This window comes from uncultured Granulicatella sp., from assembly GCF_963528315.1.
GTDB lineage: Bacteria > Bacillota > Bacilli > Lactobacillales > Aerococcaceae > Granulicatella.
In genome coordinates this window covers 17,398-42,746 of record NZ_CAURVV010000006.1, presented here as the reverse complement: position 1 = coordinate 42,746, position 25,349 = coordinate 17,398, and the positions used below count along the sequence as shown (strand labels likewise).

Below are 25,349 nucleotides of genomic sequence, written 5' to 3'. Positions count from 1 at the left end.
TATGAACATGTTGAAGCAATCTTTTATTCACGCAGTTCAAAAAAATCGTTTAGGTCATGCGTATTTATTTGAAGGAATGCAAGGAGTTGGGAAAAGAGAACTAGCTCTATTTCTTGCCAAATTAGTTTTTTGCCAAGAACGAGCTGACCATGAAGAACCTTGTCTAAAGTGTGATTATTGCCGAAGAATTGATGAGGGAAATTTCCCTGATGTCATGGAGATTACTCCGGATGGACAAACGTTAAAAGTAGACCAAATGAGAAAATTGAAACAACAATTATCCAAAACAGCAATGGAAGGGCATATGAAAGTATGTATTATCCATGATGTGGATACATTAACGACTGGAGCAGCCAATAGTTTGTTAAAATTTTTAGAAGAACCAGAGTCTTCGATATTATTTTTATTATTAACAAGCCGACTTAGCAAAGTATTACCAACGATTCAATCTCGTTGCCAAATTGTTCATTTTGCAACGCCCGTTATGGAGACTTTAACGAACCAATTAGAAGAAGCAGGAGTAATTCCTTCTGTCTCTCGTTTATTAGCAACACTGACAAGTGATTTGGATGAGGCATTAGAATTAGCCAACAGTGAATCATTCCAACAATTGCGTCAAGATAGCTGGCAATGGTATACACGAGTGTTCCAAAATCGTTCGATGTCATTTGTAACAATTCAGTCTCAAATGATGCCGTTACTAACTTCAAAGGCTGAAGGTCAACGTTTTTTAGAATTATTATCCATTTATGTGAGAGATTCTCTTTATATGGCAATTGGTGCTAAAGAGCAAATGATTCAAAAAGATAAAGCAGCTACTTTACAAACAATTGCGAATCAGTTATCTGTACAAAAATGGATTGAATTGCATGAAAAGACAAGTAGAGTTTTAGAAAAAGTGCAATCAAATGTAGGAATACAAGCAGCCCTGGAACAATGGGTATTAATGATTCCTAAGTAAGAAAGGAGAGATGGTATGACGAATCGTCAATTATATGACCGAGTAGAACAATTAAAAAGACAAGTTCATCAACAATTAGAATTGTTAGAAGAAATTAGTCAAGAATTACAAGTGGTCATTGAAGAAAATCATAATTTAACGATGGAAAATCTTCACTTAAAAGAACGATTAGATACCATCGACGAATCTGTTCCAGCGGGTCAATCCAATGAGCAGGTGGAACAAAAGAAAAAACGCAGTCAGTCATTAATTAATTTGGAAAATATTTACGACCAAGGATTCCATATTTGTAATTTTTATTATGGAAAACGTCGTGAAAACGATGAAAACTGCATGTTTTGTACAGAAATTTTATTTAGTGAAAAACAATAATAGAATAACAGAATAAAAAAACACTTTTCTATTAGTAGCAAGGACGTCAGCAGCCTCGCAAATGCGAGTCTCATGTTTCTACTGCTATGGGAAAGGTGTTTTTTAGTTTGTCATTTTGATTTCGTTCATGATATTTAATAGATACATAAATGACATAGAATACTAGAATCCCAGAAAATTTCTCCGTAGCAAAAGTAATATAAGCCATGATGGCTTATATTACAGGGGAAATTCGAGACCAAGGCTCGAATTTTAGCCATGAGACTCGCTTTGCGAGGCTGCTGGCGACCTTGCTACTTTTAGGAAATTTCTGGGATTCTAGTATTCGTTTTTTGTCAAAGAAAACAATATATTTATAAAAACAAGCAATATTTATCGTTCTTTTTATCTTTCTATCAAAAATACAATCGTATATAATAAATATACGTAAGAAATAGGAGTGAAAGATATGAAACAAAAACCAAATGTTATTTTATTAATGGTGGATCAAATGAGAGCCGATGCGCTATCTTTTAATGATCCAAACCATTTTGCGATAACACCAACTTTAGATATGATGGCTTCTTTGGGATATAATTTCGAACAAGCCTATTCTCCTGTTCCGAGTTGTGTACCAGCACGTGCAGCCTTATTAACCGGAATGGATCAGTCTTCTACGGGTCGTGTAGGGTATGAAGACGAAGTTCCTTGGAATTATACGAATACATTACCTCAAACATTTAGAGATTGGGGATACCAAACAGAGTGTATTGGGAAAATGCACGTTTACCCTTCAAGAAAAAGAATGGGATTTGACCATGTTGTATTACATGATGGGTATTTACATGTCGATCGAAAATATGAGAAAGCTTATGGACAAAACTTTGAAGCTTCTAGTGATTATTTAGAATTTTTGAAAAAAGAATTGGGCCACGATATTGATATGATTGATGATGGTGTCAATTGTAATTCGTGGGATGTTCGTCCTTGGGAATTACCAGAAAAATATCATCCAACAAACTGGGTAGTTAGCGAATCTATTCAATTTTTAAAACGTCGAGATCCTTCTGTGCCATTTTTCTTAAAAATGTCATTTGAAAAACCTCATGCACCTTTAAATCCTCCAAAATATTTTTATGATTTATATATAGATGCATTGCCAGATGAAACAGATTTGCATATTGGAAACTGGGAACGACTAGAAGAAAAAATACCAGACTTATATGCTCATCGTGGAAAATTAAAACCAGACGCTCAAAAAAGAATGTTAGCGGCTTATTATGGATTAGTTTCTCATATCGATAATCAAATTAGCCGTTTCTTAACAGCGTTGGAAGAATTTGATTTAGATAAAAATACGATTATTTGGTTCGTATCCGATCACGGGGATCAATTAGGAGAACATTATTTATTTAGAAAAGCGTACCCTTATCAAGGAAGTATTAAAGTTCCATCGTTTATTTATGATCCAGGAAATATTATTGCAGCCAGTCACAAAACGATTAAACAATTAGTAAAATTACAAGATATTTTCCCTTCATTAGTGGATTTAGCACTTGGAGAACATGTAGAAGTGGATGGAAAGAGTGTGAAGCAATTATTATTTGGACATTATGAAGGTTGGAGACAAGATTTCCATGGGGAACATAGTAAGGGAGAAGATTCTTGTCAATTTGTCTTAACTCAAGATTGGAAATTCATTTGGTATCCTGTAAAGAATGAATTTCAATTATTCCATATGCCAACGGATCCAAATGAAATGAAGAATTTAATAACAGAAGAAAGTTATGCTCCAGTTATCGAAGAGTTAACAGCGAAATTAGTACAGTATTTACAAAATCGTCCGGAAGGATTTGTAAAAGATGGACAATTACACCAAGTGCCAGTAGAAGCGATTCGTGCGACTCTTTATAAGGAGGAAGCATAATGGAATTTGTTCAAATACCAGCAGGGAAATTCTTAATGGGAGATTCTACTCATCAAGGATTTGTAGAAGATTATGAAGGCCCAGCTGTTGAAAAAGAAGTTCATGCATTTGAAATGGCAAAAACTCCAGTAACAAATGCAGAATTTTTAGAATTTGTACAAGCAACTGGTTATCAAACTTTGGCGGAGAGATTAGGAGATTCCTATGTATTTCATTTATTATTGCCTGAGGAAAAAAGGGAGAATTATCCTCATGTAACAGGCTCTCCTTGGTGGAAAGTCGTGCCAAACGCTCATTGGGCACAGCCATTTGGAGAAGGTTCTAGTATAGAGGGAATTGAAGATCATCCAGTTGTTCATATTGCATTAGAAGATGCTATTGCATATTGTCGATGGGCAAAGGTGCAATTACCAACTGAAGTGCAATGGGAATATGCAGCACGAGCAATGAGTACGAGTACTTATCCTTGGGGAGAGGATTTAGTACCTGAATCAGGCTACCGTGCAAACACATGGCAAGGAGATTTTCCAAATGTCAATGATGCATTAGATGGATTTGTAGGAACAGCTCCTGTGTATTCATTTGAACCGAATGATTTTGGATTGTATCAAATGATTGGAAATGTTTGGGAATGGTGTAGTCATCCAAGAGGAATTGTTTTACCTTTAGTAGAAGAGAGAATCTCTCTGGATTCAATCAAACCTAGTGGAGAATTTGCCATTCGTGGGGGATCCTTTTTATGTCATTGTTCCTATTGTAATCGATATCGAGTAGCTGCTAGAAATGGCGCCTTTGTAACGTCTACAACAAGTCATATGGGATTTCGTTGTGTCCGTTTTGAGGAGGAATCATATGTACGTAGCAATTTATAGCATCATCGTCTGGATTGCGACCTTTATTGGCGCAATAACGGGATTAGGTGGAGGAATTATTATTAAACCTGCTTTTGATTTTGTTGGGTTAGATCAAGCAGTGATGATTAGTGTGTATTCGACGATTGCAGTATTTTCCATGTGTATTGTTTCGCTCTATAAAAGATGGGATGATGTAAAAAATAGTCAGCGAAAAATCTCATTGGGGCTTTCGATAGGTTCAATTATAGGAGGACTATCTGGTGAACAAATTTTCCAGATGGCTTTACAATATTGGGGAAATCGATTCGTTAGTCTATCTCAATCGATTTTATTAGTGATTATTCTTTTGGGAATTATTGTGTATGCTTTTTTCCAAGAAAAAATTTCGACACATTCTTTAAACCATTTATTTGGGATTATGGTTTTAGGGTGGAGTGTAGGTTTAGTATCTGTCTTTCTTGGAATTGGCGGAGGGCCTTTGAATATTGTGCTGTTATTATATTTCTTTTCGATGAAATCAAAAGAAGCAGCATTTTATTCGATTCAAATGATTTTCTTTGCGCAAATTATGAAAATGGGTTCGATTGTAACGCATTTGCATCAGATTGAATGGAATGGGTTATTGGTGATTTTGATTATTGTTTTTGCATTTTTAGGGGGATATTTTGGAACAAAAATTCAAAAGAAATTAACCCACCAACAAGTACTAACTTGTTACCATTTATTGATGATCGTCTTACTATTTATTAATTTATATAATGTATATCAGCGGTTGTAATTTAAAAACTAGAACAGACTTCCTTTAATTGCAAGGTCGCCAGCAGCCAGCTAACGCTGTCTCATGGCTAAATTTCGAGCCTCGGTCTCGAAATTCCCCTGTAATATTATCCGATATATATCGGATAATATTACTTTTGCTACTAAAAAAAGTCTGTTCTAGTTTTTTATTTTGAATTAACAACACAAAGTTGGAAAAGTACTTGAGGGTACAGAATATAGGAAAACTATTGATGATAGTGTAAGTTATATTAAAAAGAAGAGATTTTGTGATTTATTGTGAGAAGAATCGCAAAAACTATTGTAAAAAATCTAAAAGGAAATAAGATACGAGATATAATAACTTCTTAGAAATATCGAGAATTTTGTTCGGATTTAATGTGAAAGATGAATAAGAAAAATAGACAAGACTTTTTTGCCGCTAAAGTCATATAATCCAATATACATATTGGATTATATGACAGGTAAAATTCGAGACCGAAGCTCGAATTTTAGCCATGAGACTCGCAGGGCGAGGCTGCTGGCGACCTTGCAGGCTAAAAAAGTCTTGTCTATTTTTAGTTATGCTTATTCTTGGTGAATCAACTTATAAACGTCTTGTTTTTTTAGTTGGTTTTGTTTTGCCACCCATTTAATGGCGTCTTTTTGAGAAAGTTGTTGGTGTTCCATTGCCCATTGTACTTGTTCTTCTAAACTTAAATGTTCGCAAGAAGCAGTCTCTTCTGTAGCAACACTCGTTGTTACATCTTCAGGACGAGTAGTCCCAATTAAAATACAACATTCTCCTTTCAATTCTTCTTCCTCACAGAGTGTTTTCAACTCTAAAGCAGTTCCACGAATAAATTCTTCATGTTTTTTCGTCAATTCTCGACATAAAACCACTTCTTTTTCTTCACCATAGACTTGAGCAATCAGACTAAAACAATCTTCTAAACGATAAGGAGACTCATATAAAATCACCGTTTCGCTATGACTCGATAAAGCAGTTAACTCAGCCACTCGATCCTTTTTCTTTCTAGGAAGAAATCCATAAAAATAAAATGGTTGCGGAACTAATCCAGATGCAATAAGTGCAGTAATGGCAGCATTAGCACCCGGTAATGGAATAACCGCAATTCCTTCTTGAATGCAAGCTTGAACAAGTTCAAATCCTGGATCGCTAATCGAAGGAGTTCCGGCATCACTGACTTGGGCAATATTTTCCCCTTCTTTTAACCATTCAATAACAGAAGGAATTCGTTCCTGTGTGTTATGTTCATGGAAACTTTTTTGTGGAGTTTGGATTTCAAAATGATTTAATAATTTTTGAGTATGTCTTGTGTCTTCCGCAAGAATAAAATCGACTTCTTGTAATGTTTTAATGGAACGAAAAGTCATATCGTCTAAATTCCCAATAGGAGTAGGAATTAAGTACAACTTTCCATAAGGGGATTCTTCAAAACTTTTTTGTCTCATGTTAGTTCCTCCTGTTGTAATAATTGAATGATAGGTTTAGATGTTTTTCGTATTTTCACACCTTGCCCTGTTAGATAGTTTATTTTTTGGATACGTGTTTGTTGTTTAAAAGCATATTCTGCTTTCAGCGCTTCGGATTTTGTAGCATATTCTTTAGCATATAATAGGGTAATAGGACGTCTTGTTTTTGTATATTTAGCTCCTGTTCCGTTATTATGAGCAGCGATTCTTTTTTCTACATTTGTCGTATATCCTGTATATAAAGTGTTATCCTTACATAAGGCAACATATATAAAATGTGTTCCCATCTTAGTTAACCCCATAATACTTCTTTTAATTTATCTGTATATTCATTATTTTCATTGAAAATAGTAATCGGTGGTAAAATACGAACGCCACCCGGTTGTCCGTCTTTTATCAGTTCGATGAGGACAATATTACTTTCTTTTCCTTCTTTTGGATGAATGAACTGAATCCGTTTCGGCTCTAGTCGGTATTGTCTTGCCGTTGTTAAAATATCTGTCAGACGATCTGGACGATGAACAATAAAGGCTTTACCTTTCATCTTTAGTAATCCGGATATATTTTGTAGCAATTCTTCTAAAGGTAAATGGATTTCATGACGAGCAATGGTGAAAGCTTCTTTTTGATTGACGAGAGCTTGTTCTTGTAATTTGAAATACGGAGGATTACACGTGATGTAATCGATGGAGTCTTTTTTTAGTACTGTTGTAATTTCTCGAACATCTGCTTGGAGTATTTCTACTTTTTCTTCTAGTTGATTGAGTTGAATGGTTCGATTTGCCATATCACATAATGCGTCTTGTAATTCAACGCCGATAATTTTATTTTTTGTTTTAGCACTGAGTAAAAAGCTGACGACTCCATTTCCTGTACATAAGTCTACAATCGTTGCTTTTCTTTGCTGAGGGATAGTAGCAAAGTCACTTAATAATACTGCATCAATTGAAAAGGAAAATACTTCTGAACTTTGGATAATATCAATATTTTCTCGTTCTAATCTATCTAATCTTTCATGTGGTTTTAACTCAATCGTCATAAAGGCTCCTTACATTTATCCAATATAGTAGGTTTATTTTAGCATAGAAGAGAAAACTCTGCACAAAAATATATTTTTAAGAATCAAACTTAAGACCTATGACATCTGAAAAGGAAAAAGGCATAATAATCTTGTAAATGAAATTAGTAAACAAATGGAGGAATCCGATATGAATGAAAAAGAACGTATTTTAGATTTAGTTAAAAAAGGAGTGATTAGCTCGCAAGAAGCAATTTCCTTATTAGAAGAGCTAGGAAAAAATCAAGGAGAAGCTTCAAAAGTGAGTGAGCAAGAGAAAAAAGATGCATCTACTTACCAAAAAGAAGATGAAAAACGATTCGATACAGTTTTAGATAGCCTCGCATCTGTTGTCACAAATTTTTCAAGTGAATTTGATGAAGAATTTGAAACATTAAATCAAGTAAATCAACAAGTAAAACAAAAAGAAGAACGAATTGAAGAACTTCATACAGCAAAAGCATTAGACAAACTAACTGTAGAACAAGAAATGGAATTACAAAGACTCACTGAAGAGTTAGAAGTCTTACGTTCTCAACAAAGAAGTTTAGAAGAAGAGAAAAAAGCAGCACAAGAGGATATGAAACGATTGAAAAAAGAAGAGTTGGACGAAAAACTTAAAAAAGCTAAACAAAAAATTGAAGAAACAGATTGGCAACAAACAACAAGCGATTCTTTATCACAATTAGGAGGAATCATTGGACGCTTTGCAGGACAATTTGCGAAAGCAGCTGCTGAAACAGCTCGTAATGTAAGTGTTACGATTAAAGATCATCCAAGTTTTTCAACGATGTCTCCATTTTTCTATAAAACCAATCATTCGTATGCATTTGAAGAAGAGTTTGGAGAAATTGGAATTATTGAAATTAAAGTGGCAAATGGTGATATCAAAATGAAAACAGCACCTCAATCAACTGTAACGATTGAAGGAGAATTTCGATTAAATGAAGAGTTTGAAACGGAAGAAGAAATTGAACAATATATCAATGAGCGAATGAATGTTAGTCTAGAGAACGATACATTTAAATTCTTTATTCCAAGTAAAAAAGTTTATGCCGATGTGACTTTTGTTTTCCCAGAAAAAGACTATGATTATGTCAGTGTCAAAGGATTGAATAGTGGGATTCGAATGAAAGATTTCACAGGAAAAGATTTTTATGCAGAATCACAAAATGGAGAAGTTTCTGTTAAAAATGTGAGTGGAACGATGTTAGAACTTACAAGTAAAAACGGAACGATTAAACAATTGGATGGACAATTTAAAGATTCCATTTTAGATGGAACAAATGGGAATATTATTTTTGATGCAGAAGCAGAAAGTGTAACACTAAAAACAGTGAATGGTTCTATTAAAGTGAAGAAAGTATCTCCAAATGCCAAACAAATTCTAGCTAAAACGGTCAATGGAAGTGTACATTTAGACGTGCCAGAATCAGTAGAATTAGAAGCAGCTTTAAGTACATCACTAGGAAAATTACATTATGATGATGCACAATATGAAGTCATTAAACATGAAAAAACAGTGACAAGTCATTCCGTTGTTTTAAGAAGACAAAAAGAAGTAGTTCCTGTTAGAATTACTGGGAAAACAACGACTGGAAGTGTGACGTTAAATTCGGTACAATAGAGATAAATTCGTAAAAAGGAGAACATTATGAAAAGAAAAAGATTAATGCGTTCAAAAGATAATCGTATATTAGCAGGGGTTATTGGAGGAATAGCAGAATATTTAGATGTTGACGCAAGTATTTTAAGAGTCATCTTTGTATTTCTAACATGGTCAGGAATGCCAATCTTATTATATATTTTATTAGCGATTATTATGCCGTCCGAAAAAAGACCGGTGAATAGAAACTATTATGATCCAAATTATCGACCAAGAAAAGAAGCTCGAAAAGTCGAAGAAGATGATTCTGATTGGAGTGACTTCTAGGTAAATGTTTTTAAGAAAAATCGCTATTAACACAGTAGGATTTATGGTCATTGCAGCATTGCTTCCTCAATTTGTTGTAACCAATTGGGGGTCAGCTTTGTTTGCGGCGATTGTTTTATCGATTTTAAATGTTGTCGTGAGACCGATTTTGATGATTGCCTTTATTCCATTAATTGCGGCAAGTTTTGGTGTGTTTATGTTAATTATTAATGCGCTAATGCTGTGGTTAATGATGGGAATTGTCCCAGGGATTCACGTTACATCATTTTGGATGTTAATCGTTGTCAGTGTATTATTAAATATTTTTAGAAAATTTGTTGAAAATTTCTTCAAGGAGGAAGAATATTATTAGGATAAAAATGACTTTTCATGAGTAGTAATAAACAGCTACTGTGGAGAGTCATTTTTTGTTTCAGTTATCTGGACTTAGAAAAGTATTAGAGAATCTATAAAGATTTGGTATAGCATTACCCGAGAAGTGTAAAAATGTGGTATGATAGACTAGAATAAGTAGAAAATGAGGGATGATATGAAATCAATCGTAACAGTAGAAAAACTGGCTGAAAAACTTCATTTAAAACCATTACATGGTTTAGAATATTTAGATCGTGAAATTACAACTAGTGAAATTTCAAGACCAGGCTTAGAATTAGCAGGATACTTTAACTTTTATCCAGCAGAAAGAATACAATTATTAGGAAGAACAGAATTATCATTTGCTGAGCAATTATCTTCACGTACAAGATTAAAAACAATGCGTCGATTATGTACGCCTGACACACCGTGCTTTGTAGTGTCTAGAAAATTATTACCTCCTGAAGAATTAATTGAAGCAGCAGAGGAAGCAAAAATTCCAATTTTACAAGCGAGTTCAAGAACCACTCATGTGTCGAGTAGTGTTACAAACTATTTAGAAAGTAGATTAGCTCCTCGTACGTCAATGCACGGCGTATTAGTGGACGTCTATGGAATTGGAATGCTCATTACTGGTGAAAGTGGTGTTGGTAAATCTGAGACAGCTTTAGAATTAGTTCAAAAAGGTCACCGTCTAGTAGCCGATGACCGAGTAGAATTATACCAACACGATGAGTTAACGCTTGTTGGTGAGGCTCCAGAAATTTTAAATAACTTAATTGAAATTCGTGGAATCGGAATTGTTGATGTAATGACATTATTTGGTGCAGGAGCTATTTTAGATACGAAACAAGTAGACTTATTAGTACATTTAGAAAATTGGACACCAGATAAACAATATGATCGTTTAGGAAGAGCTGTTGAAACGACCGAAGTGATGGGAGTAAGCATTCCAAAAATGAGAATTCCTGTAAAAACTGGTCGAAATGTTTCTATTATTTTAGAAGTTGCTGCGATGAATTTCCGTGCGAAAAAAATGGGATTTGATGCTACAAAAACATTTACAGAACGTTTAGAACAGTTAATCGCTGAAAACAGCGAACATTAGGAGGCGATTGTATGAATGAAATTTTACTTCAAACGATTAATCCTATAGCCATTGAAATTGGTAGTTTGCAAGTTCGTTGGTATGGCATTATTATTGCTTCAGCGATTTATATTGCAGCTACTCTAGCAGATAGAGAAGCAACTAAAAAAGGATTTCGTAAAGATTTTGTAGTTGATTTAGTATTTTGGGCCATTCCATTAGCTTTTTTAGGAGCGAGATTATACTATGTCTTGTTTGAATGGAAACATTATATTTCTAACCCAATTGATATTATTAAAATTTGGGAAGGCGGAATTGCCATTTATGGTGGATTAATTGCGGGAGCATTGACAACATATTGGTTTTGTAAAAAAGAAGAAGTTTCCTTTATTTTGTTATTAGATATTTTAGCGCCTGTTGTATTGTTAGCACAGTCTATTGGACGTTGGGGGAATTTCACGAATCAGGAAGCTCATGGAGCAGAAGTTACGAGACAATTTCTAGAAAATCTTCATTTACCAAGTTTTATTATTGAGCAAATGAATATTAATGGTGTTTATTATCATCCAACTTTTTTATATGAATCTTTATGGTCAGCTTTAGGGGTTATTTTATTACTAGTTTTAAGAAAGAAAGCTCCTATCAAAGTTGGAGAAATTGCAGCGACCTATTTAATTTGGTATGGATGCGGTCGTTTTGTCATTGAAGGAATGCGTACGGATAGTTTATGGCTATTTGGAGTGATTCGTATTTCTCAAGCATTATCTTTAGTCCTAGTGATTGGAGCAATTGTTTGGGTATGGATGCAAAGAAAAAATCATCCACAGCGACCTACTTATGTATCCGTTGATGATCCAAAATCATCGGATTTATGGATTTAAAGGAGTCAGTTTATGAAACAAAAAATTGCAATTTTAGGAGCGGGTTCTTGGGGAACAGCATTGGCTATGGTTTTAAAAGATAATGGTCACGATGTATGTTTATGGGGAAATAATGCTTCTCAAATTGAAGAAATTAATACAAATCATACAAATCATCAATATTTACCTGAAGTCATTCTAAATGAAGAGATTCATGCTACAACAGATTTAGCAAAAGCATTATCAGGGGCAAATGCCGTTTTGTTTGTGCTTCCAACTAAGGTTAATCGTTTAGTAGCTAAACAAGTAGCTCCTTTATTAGAAGGCAATCCTGTGATTATTCATGCGAGTAAAGGATTGGAGCAAGAAAGTTATTTGAGAATTTCTGAAATTTTAAAACAAGAATTACCGAGAGAAAAGTATGAAGAGATTGTCGTACTTTCTGGGCCAAGTCATGCGGAAGAAGTTGCTAAAAAGGATTTAACAACGATTACTGCAGCTTGTGCTGAATTATCATCTGCAAAAATTGTACAACAATTGTTTAGTAATTTTTATTTCCGAGTGTATACGAATACGGATGTTATTGGAGTTGAATTAGGAGCAGCATTGAAAAATGTTATCGCAGTAGGAGCGGGAGCCTTACATGGTTTAGGCTATGGCGATAATGCTAAGGCTGCTTTAATGACTCGTGGATTAGCAGAAATTAGTCGTTTAGGAATTGCTTTTGGAGCAGATCCACTAACGTTTATTGGGTTAAGTGGAGTGGGCGATTTAATTGTAACCTGTACAAGTATTCATTCTAGAAACTGGCGTGCAGGAGATCAACTAGGTCAAGGAAAATCATTAGAAGATGTCCTAGAAAATATGGGCATGGTTGTTGAAGGTGTTCAAACGTGTAAAGCAGCTTATGAATTAGCCCAGGAAAAAGGAATTGAAATGCCAATTACGAACGCTGTTTACAATATTTTATATAATGGAAAAAATATTAAAACAGAAGTTTTACAATTGATGGAAAGAGAAAGAAAATCAGAAGTATCATTAAAATCACATCAAGAACAAATGGAGGGGTTACAATGAAAAGAGTAAAAAAAGCAGTTATTCCAGCAGCTGGTTTAGGAACACGATTATTGCCTGCAACAAAAGCGATGGCAAAAGAAATGTTACCAATCGTAGATAAACCAACAATTCAATATATTGTAGAAGAAGCATTGGCTTCAGGCATTGAAGAAATTTTAATTGTTACTGGTAAAAGTAAACGTCCAATTGAAGACCACTTTGACTCAAATATTGAATTAGAATCTAATTTGGAATCAAAAGGAAAAACTGAATTATTGGAATTAGTTCAAGAAACAACAGGGATTAAATTATACTTTGTTCGTCAATCTTATCCTAAAGGACTTGGAGATGCTGTATTACAAGCAAAAGCCTTTATTGGTGGAGAACCATTTGTGGTAATGCTTGGGGATGATATTGTTAAAGCAGAAGTACCATTAACAAGACAATTAATTGAAGGATATGAAAAAACTCATGCTTCAAATATTGCAGTAATGGAAATTCCGATGGAAGATACAAACAAATATGGAATTATCGAACCAGAAAGCAAAGTAGCAGATAATATGTATAATGTTCGTCACTTTGTAGAAAAACCAAAACCAGAAGATGCACCAAGTAATTTAGCGATTATTGGTCGTTACTTATTAACTCCTGAAATTTTTGATATTTTAGAAAAACAAGAACCAGGAGCAGGTGGAGAAATTCAATTAACAGATGCGATTGATACATTAAACCAAACACAACGTGTATTTGCGAAGAAATTTGAAGGTACAAGATACGATGTTGGAAATAAACTTGGCTATATGACAACAAGTATCGAGTTTGGATTAGAGCATCCAGAAATTAAGGATGAACTAAAAGATTATATTATTGATTTGGCACATCGTTTAGAAGGAAAATCTTCAAGCAAGAAAGTTGTTGAATCAGCTGAAAAAGAATAAAATAGAATAGACATTAAAAGACTGAACAAACAAAAATTGCAAAGAGCAGTAGTTTTTGTTCAGTCTTCTTTTATAACTAAAGGTAAAGGAGACGCAACGATGGAAGAAAGAACAATTTATGATGTGATTATTATTGGTTCAGGACCTGGAGGGATGACAGCAGCATTATATGCTTCACGTGCGAACTTAAAAACATTGATTTTAGAAAAAGGAGTTCCAGGAGGAGAGTTATTAAATACTTCTGATGTAGAAAATTACCCAGGATTTTCAAATATTAGCGGACCAGATTTAGCAGATAATATGTATAAAGGTGCAATGCAATTTGGTGCAGAATATGCTTATGGCAATGTAAGTGGCATTGAAGTGGATGGAGATTTACGTATTGTTCACGCTGGTAAAAAATCATATGCCGCTTATGCAGTAGTGATTGCAACTGGTTCTTATCACCGTAAATTAGGAGTCCCTGGAGAAGAAGAATATTCAGGAAGAGGCGTTTCTTATTGTGCGGTATGTGATGGAGCTTTCTTCAAAGGTAGTGATTTATTAGTTATTGGTGGAGGAGACTCCGCAGTTGAAGAAGGAACTTATTTAACACAATTTGCAAATAAAGTGACGATTGTTCACCGTAGAGATGCTTTACGTGCACAAAAGATTTTACAAGATCGCGCGTTTGCGAATGAAAAAATGGACTTTTTATGGAATAAAGCTGTAGAAGAAATTTCAGGAGATGAGCAAAAAGTGACTCATGTTACATTGAGAGATACTCAAACTCAGGAACTTTCTCAAGTAGAAGCTGCGGGAGTATTTATTTATGTTGGTTTATTACCGTTGACAGAACCATTTAAAGATTTAGGTATTACAAATGAAGAAGGTTGGATTGTCACAAATGAAAAAATGGAAACAAGCATTCCTGGTATTTATGCAGTAGGGGATGTGCGTCAAAAACATTTAAGACAAATTACAACAGCTGTTGGTGATGGTGGAATTGCCGGAAACGAAACATATCACTATGTGGAAGCTATTAAGGAAAAATTAGCGGAATAAGAGACGAAAATTATTATTAGATTTGTCGAATGACTAGAAGTTACTTTGAAACTTTACGAAGGAACAAATTATTGGGAATTTGTTGTAGAGCCGTTGACAAAGGTCTAGGATTTTGTTATTATAAACAGGCAAATCGTAAAAAAATCGATGAGTTATTGAATCTATTTGGAAATGAGAGGTGTCATTCATGCGTATCAACATTTTATTAGAATGTGCTGAAACAGGTGAACGTTTATACTTAACAAGCAAAAACAAACGTAACAACCCAGAACGTTTAGAATTAAAAAAATATTCTCCAAAATTACGTAAACACGTTGTTTTCAAAGAAACTAAAAAGTAATTTCGAGAAAAGTAAATGGAAGGTCGAGCGAAGCTTGGCCTTTTTTTCTTGTTATGAGCGAGAAATGGATTTTTTGATATAGTAGTAAAGGACGGCAGCAAATCTTCGGTTTCATGGCTAAAATTCGAGCCTTAGTCTCGAATTTTCCTAACATTAGTAGCCACCAAGTGGCTACTAATGTGTTTGCTACTATAAAAAATCATTTCTCTTTTTTTTTGACCGTATGGGAGAGCGTATGTAAAGTGGATTTTTTGATATAGTAGTAAAGGACGGCAGTAGCCCTGCGGTCTCATGCGTTTGATGCTATAAAAAATCCAGTTCTCTTTTTATCTCGTACGAATTTTTGATTTTACCTCATAATATTAGAATTACCATAACACTACCTTAATCCTTTAAAATCTTGTATACTGTTAAAGGTGATTAAAATGGAGAAACAGAATACAAAAAATTTTATAACGAGTGGAAATATTAAACGAGTCATTTTGACGATTGCCACTCCTTTAATGATAAATAATTTAATTCGAACTTTATATAATTTAACGGATGGATTGTATGTAGCTCAGTTGTCTGCTGAAGATTTTGCGGCGACTGCGTTTATTTGGCCGTTAAATTTTTTATTTATCTCAATTGGATTGGGAATTAGTGTTGGAGCAACGGCTCTTATTGCTCAATATTTTGGAGCAAATGATTTAAAAATGGCCAAAAAATATACTTGGAATACGATGGCATTAACCTTTGTTTTTGGGTTTATATTGTCGACTATTGGCTATATTTTTGCGGGTCAGTTTGTCGAATGGATGGGAGCCAGTGGCGTCTTTTATGAGAAGTCGACTTCGTATTTGAAAATTAATTTTATTGGATTGTTCTTTGATTTTGCCTATTTTGGATATCAAGCGTTACTGAATGCGCAAGGTAGAACAAGAGTAATTACAGTGGTTAGTACGATTTCATCTATCACGAATGTTCTGTTAGATCCGATATTTATTTTTGCAACCATTCCTTTTACTCAAATTCCTGGATTAAATGCTGGGATTGAAGGAGCCGCATGGGCAACGGTGATAGCGAAAATAATTTTATTAGTTTTAGCGATTATGGCTACTAGAAGAGAGTCTATAATTCATGTTCCGTTGTATGAAGTGAATTATGATGCGTCCGTTATTCGTAAGATATTACAAGTAGCATGGCCTTCTGCATTTGGATATGGAGGAGCTGCGTTTGGATTTACTGTCTTAAATGGATTAATTCAGTCATACGGTACGTCTGTTCTTGCAGCGTATTCAATGGTTAATCGTATTTCAGATATTTTAACGCAACCGCAAATGGGAATTGGGTCTGCTTTGACGGCTATCATTGGGCAAAACATGGGAGCAGGATTATTTGAACGGGCTCATGCGATTTTCAAACGAGCATTGATTTGGGTGTTACTCATTTCTGCACTTGGAAGTGTCGCCATTTTTATGTGGCAAGATGCTCTGCTGCATATCTTTATTAAAGATGTGTCTGATACAGTTCTTTGGAATAGTGCGGTTGAATATTTATATTATACAGCATTCATTATTTTCTTTATGGGGATGTTTTCTTCTTATAGTGGGTTTTTCCAAGGTTGTAGTGCAACAAAATATTCGATGAATATGTCAATTGGTCGTTTATGGGTGGCTCGTTTACCGATTATTTGGATATTAGGAAGTCTAACAGAGTTAGGTGCGACAGGTATTTGGATTGCGATGTTACTTTCGAATGCTTTAACTGTTTTATATGGACATTTAGTTTATAAATGGAAAGACTGGAGTAGTATGCATTATGCAAAAGGAGAGAGTTAGTAGATGTTAAAAGAATTTATTAAATATTATAAACCATATCGAAAATTATTTTTATTAGACTTTACTTGTGCGGTTATTGTGGCAATTTTAGAATTAGCCTTTCCCGTAATGGTTCATCGCGTCATTGATGAAGTGTTACCACAACAGAATGTTGGAATTATCTTAGTAGTAGGATTTAGTTTAGTGCTTCTATACGCGACTTCTACGATATTAAATTATATTGTCGTAGCTTTCGGGCATCTATTAGGAATTAATATAGAAACGGATATGAGAAGAAACTTATTTGCACATATTCAAAAGCAATCATTTTCATTTTTTGATAATATGAAAATTGGGGAATTATTAAGCCGTTTATCAAGTGATTTATTTGATATTAGTGAATTAGCGCATCATGGTCCTGAAGAATTATTTATCGCTATTATGACGTTAATTGGTTCGTTTGTATTAATGTATCAAGTTCAACCAACATTAGCTTTATGGACAATTGTGTTTGTTCCATTTTTAGCGATTGCTTTAGCTGTTTTCAATCGAAAAATGTCAGCGATTAATCGTCAAATTTATAAAGGACTAGCTCACTATTCTGCTGGTTTGGAAAATGTTTTAAGTGGTATGCGAGTGGTAAAAGCTTTTGCCAATGAAGAACATGAACAACAATTATTTGAAGAATTAATTCAAGAATATCGTACGAATAAAATTCAGTTTTATAAAACAATGGGTTCAAGTAGTTCATTTAATTATTTATTAATGCGTAGTATTAATTTATTTACGTTAATGCTAGGTTCGTATTTTACTGTTACAGGGCAACTGACTGCGGGAGAATTGGTGGGTTATATTTTACTAGCAAATGTATTTGTTCGACCTATTGATAAAATGAATTCGATGATTGAATTATATCCAAAAGGAGTTGCTGGATTCCGTCGTTATCAAGAATTAATGGCTATCGAACCGGATATTCAAGATCGACCTGATGCAATCGAAGCTCCTCATTTTGAAGGAGATATTTCTTATCGCAATGTAAGTTTTGGATATGAAGAAAATAAAGCAGTCTTGGAACATGTTTCAATGGATGTGAAGAAGGGAGAAACCGTTGCTTTTGTCGGGCCTTCTGGTGTAGGAAAAACAACATTGGTGAATTTATTACCTCGTTTTTATGAATTACAAAAGGGAGAAATTTTAATCGATGGGCAAGATATTCGAAACTTTACAATGCAATCGTTAAGACGTCAAATTGGCGTTGTTCAGCAAGATGTATTTTTATTTAATGGAACAATTCGTGAAAATGTATTGTATGGACGATTAGATGCAACGGATGAAGAAGTAGAAGAAGCAATTGAGCGTTCTAAATTAAGAGAAGTCGTTGATGATTTAGAGTTTGGATTGGATACGCAAATCGGAGAACGTGGGGTCAAACTATCAGGTGGACAAAAACAACGCTTATCGATTGCTCGTATTTTCTTAAAAAATCCTTCGATTTTAATTTTGGATGAAGCGACAAGTGCATTAGATACGCAAACGGAGAAATTCATCCAACAATCCTTTGATGAACTTGCAAAAGGAAGAACGACTTTTATTATTGCGCACCGCCTAGCAACCATTCAACATGCAGACCGTATTATTGTAGTTACAGAAGATGGTTTAGCAGAAGATGGAACGCATGAGGAATTATTGAAGAAAAATGGTATTTACGCTGATTTGTATCATGCACAATTTGCGTAATGAAAGAGAAAAAAACTTTGCGATAGTAGCAAAGTTTTTTTATTTTCCACCTATACTTTGATATTCCTCTTGTAAATATGATACAATGACCCAGAGAAATTTGAAGGAGAAAATCAATGAGTATTTTAAATGTAGAAAAATTAACCCATGGATTTGGGGAACGTGCCATTTTTAATGATGTTAGTTTTCGTTTATTAAAAGGGGAACATATTGGATTAGTCGGAGCCAACGGTGAAGGTAAGTCCACTTTTATGAATATTGTAACGGGCAAACTTCAACCAGATGAAGGAAAAATCGAATGGTCTAAAAATGTGAAAGTTGGTTATTTAGATCAACATACTGTTTTAGAAAAAGGAATGACGGTTCGAGAAGTATTACGTAAAGCGTTTGATGATTTATTTGTGGCAGAAGCTCGTATGAATGAATTATATATGGCAATGGGCGATGCAGATGAAGCTTCTATGAATGCAATGTTAGAAGAAGTTGGAGAAATTCAAGAGCGTTTAGACAGTCATGATTTTTATATTTTAGATGCAAAAATCGATGAAGTGGCTCGTGCTTTGGGTGTTGTAGCATTTGGCATGGATAGTGATGTGAGTGAATTAAGTGGTGGACAACGTACAAAAATTTTACTTGCAAAATTATTATTAGAAAAACCAGATATTTTATTATTAGATGAACCAACGAACTACTTAGATGTGGAACATATTGAATGGTTAAAACGCTATTTACAAGAATACGAAAATGCATTTATTTTAATTTCGCATGATATTCCATTTTTAAACAGTGTTGTCAACTTAATTTACCATATGGATAATCAAGAATTAAGTCGTTATGTAGGAGATTATGATCAATTCCAAGAAGTGTATGCGATGAAGAAATCTCAATTAGAAGCGGCTTATAATCGTCAACAAAAAGAAATTGCAGATTTGAAAGACTTTGTAAATCGTAATAAAGCTCGTGTAGCTACTCGTAATATGGCGATGTCACGTCAGAAGAAATTAGATAAAATGGAAGTCATTGAGCTAGCGAGTGAGAAGCCAAAACCTAAGTTTGATTTCAAAACTTCTCGTGCTCCAGGTCGTTATATTTTCCAAACAGAAGGATTAGTCATTGGATACGATCGTGCTTTAACGGGTTCATTGAATTTAGAAATGGAACGTGGACAAAAGATTGCGATTGTCGGAGCAAATGGTATTGGGAAAACGACTTTATTAAAGAGTTTATTAGGCATTATTAAGCCGTTAGAAGGAAAAGTTACTCGTGGAGACTATATTGATTTAGGCTATTTCGAACAAGAAACTCCTCAAGGAAATCGTAAAACAGCCTTGGAAGAAATTTGGGATACATTCCCATCGATGACACAACCAGAAGTTCGTGCTGCATTAGCTCGTTGTGGATTAACAAGTAAACATATTGAAAGTCAAATTCAAGTATTAAGTGGGGGAGAACAAGCAAAAGTTCGTTTCTGTAAATTAATGAATGATGAATCGAATGTATTAGTGTTAGACGAACCAACGAACCACTTAGATGTAGATGCTAAAGACGAATTAAAACGTGCCTTAAAAGAATATAAGGGTAGTATTTTAATGGTTTGCCACGAACCAGAGTTTTATGAAGGTTTAGCAACCGATATTTGGGATTTTTCAAAACTTTCATCTTAAATATATGATTTTTTGAGCAAAATTGAGTACAATGGTAGTAGCAAATGATTTGAGGAGGAAATATTATGGCAGATAAAGGCGTTACATTATATTTCATGAGACATGGCGAGACAGTTTTTAATCGATACAATAAAATTCAAGGATGGGCAGATACTCCATTAACAAAAGAAGGTAGATTAGATGCCATCCGTTCTGGATTAGGAATGAGAGATATTCCATTTCACGCAGTTTACACGAGTGATTTAAGAAGAACAATTGAAACAGCTCAATTAGTATTAAGAGATCATCCTTTACGAGATCAATTAAGCTTACAAATGATGCCAGAATTCCGTGAAGTGTGTTTTGGAAGCTTAGAAGGACAAAATGCAACAGAAGTTTGGACGAATTTGTATAAAACATTACAACGTACCTTTGATCAAAATGATGGTAGAAATGTAATTGAAGAGATGAATCAAATTAAAGCAATGGATCCAGACCATATCGGAGAAAATTTTATGGAATTTTGGACTCGTGTAGAACAAGGGTTAATTAAATTAATTGATAAACATCGTGATACAAATCAACATATTCTAATTGTTAGCCATGGAATGACGATTCGTAATATTTTACATGAATTAATTCCTGATTTTAAATTATCAGATATGATTGATAATTCTTCTTTAAACATTGTGGAATATTCAAATGGACAATATCATTTGAAAGCATTAAATCAAACAAGTCATTTTGCGTTGAGAAAAGAAGCGGTAGAGCGTGATTTCTCATTACTACCAATGACATTATTTGAAAAATAAAGAAAGTTAAAATGACTTTTCTAAAAGTAGTCAAGAATGCCAGATGATGCAGGACGATACTATTTAGAAAAGTCATTTCTATTTTGTAGAAGAAAGAAGGACTAAATATGTGGATGGTATTTGCATTATTATCGGCATTTTTTGCAGCATTAACCTCAATTTTAGCGAAGATTGGAATTAATGCAGTGAATTCTAATTTGGCAACGGCAGTTCGAACAGTAGTCGTTGTCGCAATGTCATGGTTGATGGTATTTGTCACGAATCAACAGGCTGGATTAAGCGAGATTAGTAAGAAAAGTTGGATATTTTTAATCTTATCAGGACTAGCAACAGGAGCATCTTGGTTATGTTATTATCGAGCATTGCAATTAGGAAGTGTAGCAGAAGTAGCAGCGATTGATAAGTTAAGTATTGTGATTACGGTATTTCTCGCAGTTATTTTTTTACAAGATACGCTAACGGTTAAAACGTTGATTGGTTGTGGATTGATTACTGCAGGAACTGTTTTAATGGTATGGTAGTGTAGAAATTTACTGGATAGAAAGGAAGTGTTGCTGTGAATCAATTTTTGAATATGATGATGGGAATTTTTGCGTTAACAATGATGATTGATTTTGTAGTAGTCGTGTATAAGGGATTCCGGGCAGAAGATATTCGTGTGCCACTGTTGATTTTAGTTATTTCATTTGTCGGAGTGATTATTATTAATGAATTACTGTTTATTTTTTCAGGATAAATTCATGATAGAGTGAATAGTTATCATTTGCGTGAAGGTTGATTTTTTGTTAGTATAAAAGAATATACGGGGTCGTTACGGATTCGACAGGTATAGGTTGAGCTTTCAATGCATTTCGTAGGTTACGGCTACGTAAAAACGTTACAGTTAAATATAACTGACAAACAACAAACAAACACTTTAGCTTTCGCAGCTTAATACCTGCAAGCTAAGATCTGTCCGGCATCGCCCATGTGCTTGGGTCCAGGTCTCATTATTAGTGGGATACGGTTCACTTTTCCGTCTGTCTAAGTGAAACAGAGATGATCAGGCTAGCTTAAGATGATGCTTGTTTATCAGCTAATCAGTAGCGAAACTCTAAATCGATAAACTATGAATGTAGATTTGATTGTGTCGATATATTTGGACAGGGGTTCGACTCCCCTCGGCTCCATTTTTTTACGATGAATAAGGCTTAGAAATGTTGTTTTTTCAACGTTTCTAAGCCTTTGATTTTTTAAAATATTCAATGTTTTTAGGAAAGTCTTATACAGGTAAAGTGTATATGTGTTTACTTTTTGCGATCCTTTTTAAAGTACATTAAGTAAATGACGCTAATAGAAAGAGCAAGCTTCGTATATTCTCCGTCAAATAGAACAGCGAAGACTAGTAAGCTTAATATTAACAAAGGTATTACGATATCTCTAAATCTATTGTTCTGTTTCATTTGTTATACTCCCTTTCTTATGCCTATACTAATTATAACACAAACAAAAAGAAGCACAGAAATGAATCTCAAACATTTCTATGCTTCTTTATTTTATTCTTACTTTTGTTTACTTAATTGTCGTTGTGCTGCTAATTCAATCATACGATCAGCGAGATGTTGATTTCGAACGAGCAGTGGTCCATGGAAGTAAGAGCAGAAGACATTTCTGTAATGTACTCCTTCTGTTTTGTCCTCATCATTATTTCCATTTCCACTAGTGACAGTACCTAATGGTTTAAGATTTTTGCAGAGATAAGTTCTTCCGATGTGGTTTTCGTAACCAACATATGTTTCTCCTGTTTCTTCATCGTAAATTGTAATATCTCCGATAAATCGGTGGTCAAATTGTCCATTTGTATAGCAGTCAATTGCGCCAATTCCATCTAATTTTTCACCGGCTGCATTGATGTAGTAACGTCCTAATAATTGGAAGCCACCGCAAATCCCTAATACAACTCCATCGTCTTCGATGAAATGGATTAAGGCATCTTTTTTAGATTGTAAGTCTTTAGCCACGATAGTTTGTTCATAGTCTTGTCCACCGCCAAACATCACGATGTCAAAGTCATCAGGATTGAATCGATCGCCTAAACTAATCAATGTTGTTTCAACTTCATAGCCTAATTTTTTGGCACGATGTTGGAGCATGAGTAGATTTCCGTTATCTCCATAAGTATTCATTAAGTTTCCGTATAAATGACAAATTCTTATTTTCATGAAGTCATTCCTTCTTTCAAGTAACCATGTTTAGCTAAGTCTTTACGGAGTTGTAATAATGCCGTATAAGTTGCTAAAATATTGATTTTTTTCGTTGGTACTGATTTTAATTTTTCAATTAAATCATCATTATTTTCTGTTTTTGTGAGCGTTGTAAATCCTGCAACTTCCATTCGAGTTTCTAAGTCGTCTACTCGAATTCCTCCAATATAGGTTTGTTTTGGTGTAAGTTTTGCAAGTTCTTCAAACTCACCATCCCAAATCCAACTAATATCTTGTCCATCTGCGTAGTTATCGTTTAATAAAACAGCAAGTGAAAATTCATCTTTTTCATAGCCAAGTAGTTGGACGATTTGGTTAAATCCTACTGGATTTTTAATTAAGTTAATCATGACTTCTTTATCTTCTAGTGTAAAGGTTTCTTGACGACCGAAGACTCTTTGAGCTTGTCCAAATCCTGCTTGAATTTCTTCAGGAGTTAAGCCGAAAAATCTAGCTGTAGCATAAGCACTTAGGGCATTATAGATGTTGTATAGTCCACCAATTGGAAGTGAAAAATCAAATCCATCAATTTTAAAAGAAGATTTTGTTAGAGATAATTCTGTTAATTCTGTCACGGCATAGTCTAATTCAGGACGTTTGAAATCTCCGTTAGGACAGTAATATTTTCCTAAATTACTATACGTAATAAAGTTATACTGTAAAATGGAATGGCAATGTGGACATAAAATTCCATCTGTATTGTAATGAGCTTGATAGTGACCATCTTCTGTATGATTGAATCCAAAATACAGTCTTGGATTTGGAAGAGTATCGCTATTAAAAATTGGTGCATCTCCATTTGATAAAATAGTAGCTTCAGGAGCGAAGCTTGCACCATCTAACATATATTGGTAAGTTGTATAAATTTCACCAAAGCGATCCATTTGATCACGGAAAATATTTGTAAATACGAATAATTTTGGTTGAATAAATGGTGTAATATGTTTAATCGTTGCTTCGTCAACTTCTAATACAGCAATATTTTTTTTACCTTTAACAGGAGTATGATTTAAGAATGTAGAAACAATTCCTTGTGTTAAATTTGCTCCAGTTGGATTCGTTAAAATATTTGGATATTTTTGTTTTAATAATTGAACGATTAATGATGTCGTTAAAGTCTTTCCGTTTGTTCCACTAACAATAATGACTTCATAATGATCTGATAAATGTTTTAAAATATGTGGATCAATAGCATGAGCTACTTTTCCTGGGAAACTACTTCCACCATTTGTAAAAGTTTTAAGTGCCCAGCGAGTCAATTTTCCCGCTTCAATGGCAAATTTGGTACGTATATTCACGAAACGTGCATCCTTTCAAAAAATATTCTTTTTCATTGTAGCATAAAATGACTGAAAAGGAATACAATTCGCTTCTTTTCTTATTAAGAAATGAATAAGAATTTGTTTGGAATTATATGAAAAAGTTCATAATGATTTTTAACAGTTTTTCGTTGCACAACTCTCGATATTATCGTAAGATGTTAAAGGTATATAAAAGTGTCAGGAGGTTAAAATTGTGGCACAATTATTTTTTAAATACGGTGCAATGAATAGTGGAAAGTCGATTGAAATTTTAAAAGTTGCTCATAATTATGAAGAACAAAATAAATCTGTATTATTATTTACTAGTGCAATCGATGACCGTGATGAAGTAGGATATGTTTCTAGTCGTATCGGAATTCGAAGACAAGCAATTCCAATTTATGATGAAACAGATATTATTGCTATTGTAAAAGAACAAGAGGTGAAACCTGCTTGTATTTTAATTGATGAATCTCAATTTTTAAGTAGAGAACATATTTTAGATTTAGCGCATATTGTAGATATTTTGGATATTCCAGTAATGGCTTTTGGATTGAAAAATGATTTCCAAAATGAATTATTTACCGGTTCTAAATATTTATTATTATATGCTGATAAAATTGAGGAAATTAAAACGATTTGCTGGTACTGCCATAAAAAGGCAAGTATGAATATGCGTGTCGTAGATGGAAAACCTGTTTATACAGGTGAACAAATTCAAATTGGCGGGAATGAATCGTATTATCCTGTTTGTCGTTATCACTATTCACACCCAGGTGAAGAAAGAGCTTAAGGAGGA

The 25,349-nt window shown here is 34.1% G+C and carries 26 protein-coding genes and 1 other RNA gene; 22 read left to right on the top strand and 5 right to left on the bottom strand.

Going from position 1 to position 25,349, the window contains the following annotated elements; all coding sequences use genetic code 11:
• Position 1: 1 nt before the first annotated feature.
• From holB to RYK07_RS02685, 5 genes are all read left to right on the top strand, one after another.
• A complete protein-coding gene (holB, locus tag RYK07_RS02705) occupies positions 2-961 on the top strand; it encodes a DNA polymerase III subunit delta' (protein WP_314852289.1) in 960 nt (319 codons plus the stop codon).
• Positions 962-976: 15 nt separating this feature from the next.
• The gene (locus tag RYK07_RS02700; RefSeq protein ID WP_314852287.1) at positions 977-1,333 is read left to right on the top strand and encodes an initiation control protein YabA; all 357 of its coding nucleotides are present in this window, start codon (positions 977-979) and stop codon (positions 1,331-1,333) included.
• A gap of 448 nt (positions 1,334-1,781) precedes the next feature.
• Positions 1,782-3,239, top strand: a complete 1,458-nt coding sequence (locus RYK07_RS02695) for an arylsulfatase (RefSeq protein ID WP_399546282.1) — start codon at positions 1,782-1,784, stop codon at positions 3,237-3,239.
• Positions 3,239-4,111, top strand: a complete 873-nt coding sequence (locus RYK07_RS02690) for a formylglycine-generating enzyme family protein (protein ID WP_314852284.1) — start codon at positions 3,239-3,241, stop codon at positions 4,109-4,111. Before RYK07_RS02695 ends, RYK07_RS02690 begins: the two co-directional genes overlap by 1 nt.
• Complete coding sequence (locus tag RYK07_RS02685; RefSeq protein ID WP_314852282.1) at positions 4,092-4,871, top strand: sulfite exporter TauE/SafE family protein; 780 nt, start codon at positions 4,092-4,094, stop codon at positions 4,869-4,871. Before RYK07_RS02690 ends, RYK07_RS02685 begins: the two co-directional genes overlap by 20 nt.
• A gap of 566 nt (positions 4,872-5,437) precedes the next feature.
• On the opposite strand, the gene rsmI is transcribed toward RYK07_RS02685, so the two are convergent.
• Genes rsmI through RYK07_RS02670 form a run of 3 tightly spaced genes read right to left on the bottom strand, consistent with a single transcriptional unit; the run spans position 5,438 to position 7,385 of the window.
• On the bottom strand, positions 5,438-6,325 hold the full coding sequence (gene rsmI, locus RYK07_RS02680; protein WP_314852280.1) for a 16S rRNA (cytidine(1402)-2'-O)-methyltransferase: 888 nt from the start codon (positions 6,323-6,325) through the stop codon (positions 5,438-5,440).
• Complete coding sequence (locus RYK07_RS02675; RefSeq protein WP_314852278.1) at positions 6,322-6,633, bottom strand: GIY-YIG nuclease family protein; 312 nt, start codon at positions 6,631-6,633, stop codon at positions 6,322-6,324. Before RYK07_RS02675 ends, rsmI begins: the two co-directional genes overlap by 4 nt.
• Positions 6,634-6,638: 5 nt before the next feature.
• The gene (locus tag RYK07_RS02670) at positions 6,639-7,385 is read right to left on the bottom strand and encodes a tRNA1(Val) (adenine(37)-N6)-methyltransferase (RefSeq protein WP_314852277.1); all 747 of its coding nucleotides are present in this window, start codon (positions 7,383-7,385) and stop codon (positions 6,639-6,641) included.
• A 169-nt stretch (positions 7,386-7,554) separates the two neighbouring features.
• Here RYK07_RS02670 and RYK07_RS02665 point away from each other — a divergent pair, with 169 nt between their 5' ends.
• The 16 genes from RYK07_RS02665 (at position 7,555) to ssrA (ending at position 22,178) form a co-directional block, all read left to right on the top strand.
• On the top strand, positions 7,555-9,030 hold the full coding sequence (locus tag RYK07_RS02665; protein ID WP_314852275.1) for a DUF4097 family beta strand repeat-containing protein: 1,476 nt from the start codon (positions 7,555-7,557) through the stop codon (positions 9,028-9,030).
• 27 nt (positions 9,031-9,057) lie between these two features.
• Positions 9,058-9,336, top strand: coding sequence for a PspC domain-containing protein (locus RYK07_RS02660; RefSeq protein WP_314680031.1), 279 nt, complete (start codon positions 9,058-9,060; stop codon positions 9,334-9,336).
• A gap of 4 nt (positions 9,337-9,340) precedes the next feature.
• Positions 9,341-9,688, top strand: a complete 348-nt coding sequence (locus tag RYK07_RS02655; RefSeq protein ID WP_314078264.1) for a phage holin family protein — start codon at positions 9,341-9,343, stop codon at positions 9,686-9,688.
• Positions 9,689-9,865: 177 nt separating this feature from the next.
• On the top strand, positions 9,866-10,798 hold the full coding sequence (gene hprK / locus RYK07_RS02650) for an HPr(Ser) kinase/phosphatase (RefSeq protein WP_314852272.1): 933 nt from the start codon (positions 9,866-9,868) through the stop codon (positions 10,796-10,798).
• Between the two features lie 11 nt (positions 10,799-10,809).
• Positions 10,810-11,658 carry a prolipoprotein diacylglyceryl transferase gene (gene lgt / locus RYK07_RS02645; RefSeq protein WP_314852270.1) on the top strand — a complete coding sequence of 283 codons (849 nt, stop codon included), beginning with the start codon at positions 10,810-10,812 and terminating at the stop codon, positions 11,656-11,658.
• Positions 11,659-11,670: 12 nt separating this feature from the next.
• Complete coding sequence (locus tag RYK07_RS02640; RefSeq protein WP_314852268.1) at positions 11,671-12,714, top strand: NAD(P)H-dependent glycerol-3-phosphate dehydrogenase; 1,044 nt, start codon at positions 11,671-11,673, stop codon at positions 12,712-12,714.
• Complete coding sequence (gene galU / locus RYK07_RS02635) at positions 12,711-13,631, top strand: UTP--glucose-1-phosphate uridylyltransferase GalU (RefSeq protein WP_314852266.1); 921 nt, start codon at positions 12,711-12,713, stop codon at positions 13,629-13,631. Before RYK07_RS02640 ends, galU begins: the two co-directional genes overlap by 4 nt.
• A gap of 99 nt (positions 13,632-13,730) precedes the next feature.
• Positions 13,731-14,675: a thioredoxin-disulfide reductase gene (gene trxB, locus RYK07_RS02630; RefSeq protein ID WP_314852265.1), complete on the top strand. Its 945-nt coding sequence runs from the start codon at positions 13,731-13,733 to the stop codon at positions 14,673-14,675.
• Between the two features lie 187 nt (positions 14,676-14,862).
• A complete protein-coding gene (gene rpmG / locus RYK07_RS02625; protein WP_005607156.1) occupies positions 14,863-15,015 on the top strand; it encodes a 50S ribosomal protein L33 in 153 nt (50 codons plus the stop codon).
• Between the two features lie 425 nt (positions 15,016-15,440).
• Positions 15,441-16,835, top strand: a complete 1,395-nt coding sequence (locus RYK07_RS02620) for an MATE family efflux transporter (RefSeq protein ID WP_314852263.1) — start codon at positions 15,441-15,443, stop codon at positions 16,833-16,835.
• A gap of 3 nt (positions 16,836-16,838) precedes the next feature.
• Complete coding sequence (locus RYK07_RS02615; protein WP_314852261.1) at positions 16,839-18,551, top strand: ABC transporter ATP-binding protein; 1,713 nt, start codon at positions 16,839-16,841, stop codon at positions 18,549-18,551.
• Positions 18,552-18,667: 116 nt separating this feature from the next.
• Positions 18,668-20,215: a ribosomal protection-like ABC-F family protein gene (abc-f, locus tag RYK07_RS02610; RefSeq protein WP_314852260.1), complete on the top strand. Its 1,548-nt coding sequence runs from the start codon at positions 18,668-18,670 to the stop codon at positions 20,213-20,215.
• A gap of 65 nt (positions 20,216-20,280) precedes the next feature.
• Entirely contained in the window at positions 20,281-21,006 is a 726-nt protein-coding gene (locus RYK07_RS02605) for a histidine phosphatase family protein (RefSeq protein WP_314852258.1), read from the top strand.
• Between the two features lie 107 nt (positions 21,007-21,113).
• Complete coding sequence (locus RYK07_RS02600) at positions 21,114-21,527, top strand: EamA family transporter (RefSeq protein WP_314852257.1); 414 nt, start codon at positions 21,114-21,116, stop codon at positions 21,525-21,527.
• 35 nt (positions 21,528-21,562) lie between these two features.
• Complete coding sequence (locus RYK07_RS02595) at positions 21,563-21,742, top strand: hypothetical protein (protein ID WP_314852255.1); 180 nt, start codon at positions 21,563-21,565, stop codon at positions 21,740-21,742.
• A gap of 68 nt (positions 21,743-21,810) precedes the next feature.
• Positions 21,811-22,178, top strand: a transfer-messenger RNA (tmRNA) gene (gene ssrA / locus RYK07_RS02590).
• Between the two features lie 369 nt (positions 22,179-22,547).
• On the opposite strand, the gene RYK07_RS02585 is transcribed toward ssrA, so the two are convergent.
• Both RYK07_RS02585 and RYK07_RS02580 read right to left on the bottom strand, forming a co-directional pair.
• Positions 22,548-23,207, bottom strand: coding sequence for an adenosylcobyric acid synthase (locus RYK07_RS02585; protein ID WP_314852254.1), 660 nt, complete (start codon positions 23,205-23,207; stop codon positions 22,548-22,550).
• Positions 23,204-24,547, bottom strand: coding sequence for a Mur ligase family protein (locus RYK07_RS02580; RefSeq protein ID WP_314852252.1), 1,344 nt, complete (start codon positions 24,545-24,547; stop codon positions 23,204-23,206). The genes RYK07_RS02585 and RYK07_RS02580 overlap by 4 nt, the downstream gene beginning before the upstream one ends.
• 217 nt (positions 24,548-24,764) lie before the next feature.
• On the opposite strand from RYK07_RS02580, the gene RYK07_RS02575 reads away from it, so the two are divergent.
• On the top strand, positions 24,765-25,343 hold the full coding sequence (locus RYK07_RS02575; protein WP_314852250.1) for a thymidine kinase: 579 nt from the start codon (positions 24,765-24,767) through the stop codon (positions 25,341-25,343).
• Positions 25,344-25,349 lie beyond the last annotated feature (6 nt).